This window comes from Candidatus Dadabacteria bacterium, assembly GCA_009837205.1.
Classification (GTDB): domain Bacteria; phylum Desulfobacterota_D; class UBA1144; order Nemesobacterales; family Nemesobacteraceae; genus Nemesobacter.
Genome location: VXTZ01000024.1, coordinates 1 through 3,877, shown reverse-complemented (window position 1 = coordinate 3,877; position 3,877 = coordinate 1). Strand labels below are relative to the sequence as shown.

Annotated in this window: 3 protein-coding genes; 1 reads left to right on the top strand and 2 read right to left on the bottom strand. The window is 46.8% G+C overall.

Translation table 11 applies throughout. From position 1 onward, the window contains the following. Positions 1 to 64 precede the first annotated feature (64 nt). On the top strand, positions 65 to 1,345 hold the full coding sequence (locus F4Z13_05480) for a DUF2971 domain-containing protein (GenBank protein ID MXZ48687.1): 1,281 nt from the start codon (positions 65 to 67) through the stop codon (positions 1,343 to 1,345). Positions 1,346 to 1,475: 130 nt separating this feature from the next. Here the strand turns inward: F4Z13_05480 and F4Z13_05475 are convergent, their stop codons facing one another. Together F4Z13_05475 and hemB are read right to left on the bottom strand one after the other, a co-directional pair. Continuing rightward, positions 1,476 to 1,757, bottom strand: coding sequence for a type B 50S ribosomal protein L31 (locus F4Z13_05475; GenBank protein ID MXZ48686.1), 282 nt, complete (start codon positions 1,755 to 1,757; stop codon positions 1,476 to 1,478). Positions 1,758 to 1,842: 85 nt separating this feature from the next. Continuing rightward, positions 1,843 to 2,883, bottom strand: coding sequence for a porphobilinogen synthase (gene hemB / locus F4Z13_05470; GenBank protein MXZ48685.1), 1,041 nt, complete (start codon positions 2,881 to 2,883; stop codon positions 1,843 to 1,845). Positions 2,884 to 3,877: the final 994 nt, after the last annotated feature.

The following is a 3,877-nucleotide window of genomic DNA, read 5'->3' as shown; positions in this document are numbered from 1 at the left end:
AGACTTCGATAAAGCACTAGAACTCGATCCCAGTTATATAGGGGCCTACTATAACCGCGGTTTCATGTACTATATCAAAGGCGACTTTGACCGAGCAATAGAGGATTCAAATAAAGCACTGGAGCTAGAATCTCCTGATGCACTGAGGACGCAAACACATCTTCTTCGCGGTTATGTATATCAACTAAAAGGAGATTTTCCCAAAGCCTTTGATGATCTTGTGGATAGTAACAAAATCAATCCAGATTTGAAATCCATCTTTCCCCGGAATTATATTGCATTTCAGATTGATGATATCTATAAAGAAGGCAAAGAAGAAGATAAGGCTAAAGCCTTTGAAGTATATTTAAAGTTATTAGATTCAATCGTCAAAATAAAGGAAAAACAGTTCTATGAGCCGGAAGAAGGTAGGGAAGTCGCTCATTATACTTCCCTCCATACGCTTAAAGATCTTGCTAATGGAGAACACTTCCGCTTCTACAATGCGGCTTATATGAATGACCCGGAAGAAGGTAGTGTGTTTTTTGAGATAATTAAAAAATATAAACCAGACGTGAAGAAAGTTTTTTACGAAGAAGATGAAGACCCGCCTAATCCATCTCCGGCCTATATAGGAAGTTTCGTTATGGTGGGTTCGAGTAATCAAGGAGAGAAAGACGAGTTATTTCTATGGCGCACGTATGGGAAACATAACGGACAGGAAGCTGCCGGAGCCTGTCTGATTTTCGAGCACGAAGGAACTTGTTTTGCAGAAACTTATGAACAACAAGTCGGAGACATGCAACGATTACAATCAGAACTGTCTATGGTGACAGGCGATCTTAAAGATCCAGAGGAAAGGCAACAGTCTAAACCAGCTCTTTATGAAATCTTTTACATGAACAAGGAAAACAACGAGAACAACGAGGAGCTCTCAAAAGAGCTGAACGAGGAACTCTCCAAAGAACTGAACGAACTGGCAAAGTCGTTGGAAGATGTAGAATGCTATGTATCTAAAAGAGGAGACGACGAAGAGAATAAACTAAAACGACTTGCCCGCGAACTGCTCGATAATATCCGCTTCCTTTTCAAGGCAAGCCATTACAAGGAGGAACGGGAAGTTCGTGTTATCCAATTCTGTTATTACAATGAAAAGATGTCACAAGAACAAGATGGAATCAAGGTTGATACCAAGCAAATCCCGCCGCGTTTTTACCTAGATGCCCACAAAAGCTTTTGCTTTGACGAAGTCATCCTCGGCCCTAAAGCACATGGTGTGAGAGAATGGACACAATGGCTGAAAGAGCTTGAGCGTGGAATTGAAGCCAAAAAATCCGAAATTAAATACGGGAAGCAGTTCCTTTAAATATCTAACTTGAAATTATGCCAGCCCCCGTTTGCCGTTCTTAGCATACAGAAAAAGTGACCAAACCGTTTTTGCAGTTACATCTTCCCTCACTCGGTTATGGCAGAAACGGAGGGATTCTGAAACCTTCTTACTGCGATTCGGTTTCCGCGGTCTCTTTGTCGGCGGACTTTTTCTGGTACTTGCGACGGAACTTCTCGACCCTGCCTTCTTTTTTATAGTGCTTTTCCCTTCCGGTGTAGAAAGGGTGAGAGTCGCTTGAGATTTCCACGCTTATAAGCGGGTACTCGTTTCCGTCTTCCCATTTAGTAGTTTCCTCGGATGTTCTGGTCGAACGCGTAAGGAACATATGCCCGGTGAACGAATCCTTGAAAACCACGTAGTTGTAATCTGGGTGAATGTCTTTTTTCATCTTGTCTGTCCAATGTTTTTTTGAGAAAGGGAATTCTATACGACTATAAAATTTTGTAAAGCGCGTCGATGGATCGGGTTTTTCCTCACCCTTGGGTTCTGCTAAGAATTTCGGCCGCCTTTTTCGCGAAATAGGTGATTACGATGTCGGCTCCGGCCCTTTTTATACTAAGAAGGCTTTCAAGGATTATTTTTTCCTCCTCAAGCCACCCCGATTGCGCGGCCGCCTTTATCATGAGGTACTCGCCGCTTACCTGATAGGCCGCCACCGGCAGGTCGGTATTCTCCCGAAACTGGGATACGAGATCCAGGTAGTACCCTGCGGGTTTCACCATCACCATGTCCGCACCCTCTTCTTCGTCCAAAATGAGCTCCCTCAAGGCTTCTCTTGAGTTAGCGGGGTCCATCTGGTAAGTCATTTTGTCCCCGCCCCTCGGCGCCGAGTCAAGCGCTCCGCGAAACGGTCCGTAAAAAGAGGAGGCGTACTTTGCCGTGTACGACATTATCGAAACGTTCGTATGGCCCTCTTCGTCGAGAGTCTCCCTGATCGCTCCGACCCTCCCGTCCATCATGTCGCTCGGGGCGACTATGTCGACTCCCGCGGCGCCGTGACATAGAGCCTGCTTGCAGAGCACCTCGACCGTTACGTCGTTAAGTATTTCCCCGGACGGGGACACCACGCCGTCGTGCCCGTCGCTTGAGTACGGATCAAGGGCGATATCCGTTATGACGGCAACTTCCGAAACCTCTTTTTTAATGGCGGCTATGGCTCTTGGCACAAGACCCTTCGGGTTATAGCACTCCTCGGCGAAGGGGGATTTAAGACCGTCTTCGATTGCCGGGAAAATCATTACCGCCCCGACGCCCAGGCTGTGGGACTGCCTCACTTCCTCCACAAGACCCGGGATGCTCCACCTTTTGCATCCGGGCATCGATTCTATTTCTTCGTCGGCGTTTTTATCATGGATAAAAAGCGGGTACACGAGGTCTCCCGGCAGAAGCGAAGTTTCCCGCACCAGGTTTCTTACGGAAGGGGATTTACGGTTTCTTCTCGGTCTTGCGGAGAGGTCAAGAGACGGGATGTCTCTCTCCGGCGTTTTTATTTTAGGTTTTCTTCTGGTGCTCATGGCTTTTGCTGTCCTAGTTTTATAAGCATGGGAGGAAAAGTGCTTTTATCCGGCGCAAACCTCCCGAAAACAATTCACTGCTCGAACTTTAAAGTGTGCTGCTCATTCGAAAATCTTCTTTGAGCAGGAGTTTAACACAGGGATAGACAAGGAACAATGATTTTACGGGGAGGGGCAGCTCGAGCGAAGAAGTCATTTGTCTTGGCTTATCCCCAATTTGGAAAAACCCTGAAGATAAGAAAACGCCCAAAGCGCAAGCCAAAAATTTCTTACCGTTTATTTCCAAACAGGCGGGAAATTCTTAGCCCCGCGCTCTTTTTCTCCCCAGCACTCCAAAGACAAGAAGAGTCAGGAAAAACAAGCTGAATGCCGAAGAATCTTCGGGGCTTAAGGCACAGCCTCCGTCTTCAGAACTTGTCGTTATCATTATATCCCTGAGCCTTCGAAGTTGAGAAACGTTCTCCGGGAGCTCTCCTATTACTCCTTCTTCGGTAAGATCAAGCTCTATCACTCTTCCATCATCATCCGTTGTAACGCCTGTGTGCCAGTCCTCGAAGTCAAAAGGGTCTTCATAGTTCTCAAACCACTGGGGATTAATGTTATGCATTTCCGCTATGTCTCTTAACACGGCTCTCTCAACAGCCAGTACAAGTTCCTCCGGAACTTCTCCAGAAAGATCGTTTCCCCAGAGGGCAAGCTCCTTGAGTTCCGTGTTTTCATTAAGACACAGAAGTTCTTCTGTTGGCATATCTCCCGAGAGATTGTTATCCGCAAGACGCAGGGATACAATGCTTTCGTCTTCATCTGTTTTTACTCCAAACCACTCCCCCAAGGGCTCTTCGGAGTTCCTCCAGTTTTCATCCCGATCCCAACCTTCTCCGTTTGTCATTTCGTAGAACCTCTCAAGGTATTTCCTGTCGTTTTCTCCGCAGGGAGAATCCGGGGCAGGGTCTGAGGGTACTGCGGGTGAAAGACCACCGCCAGTGGGTGGAAC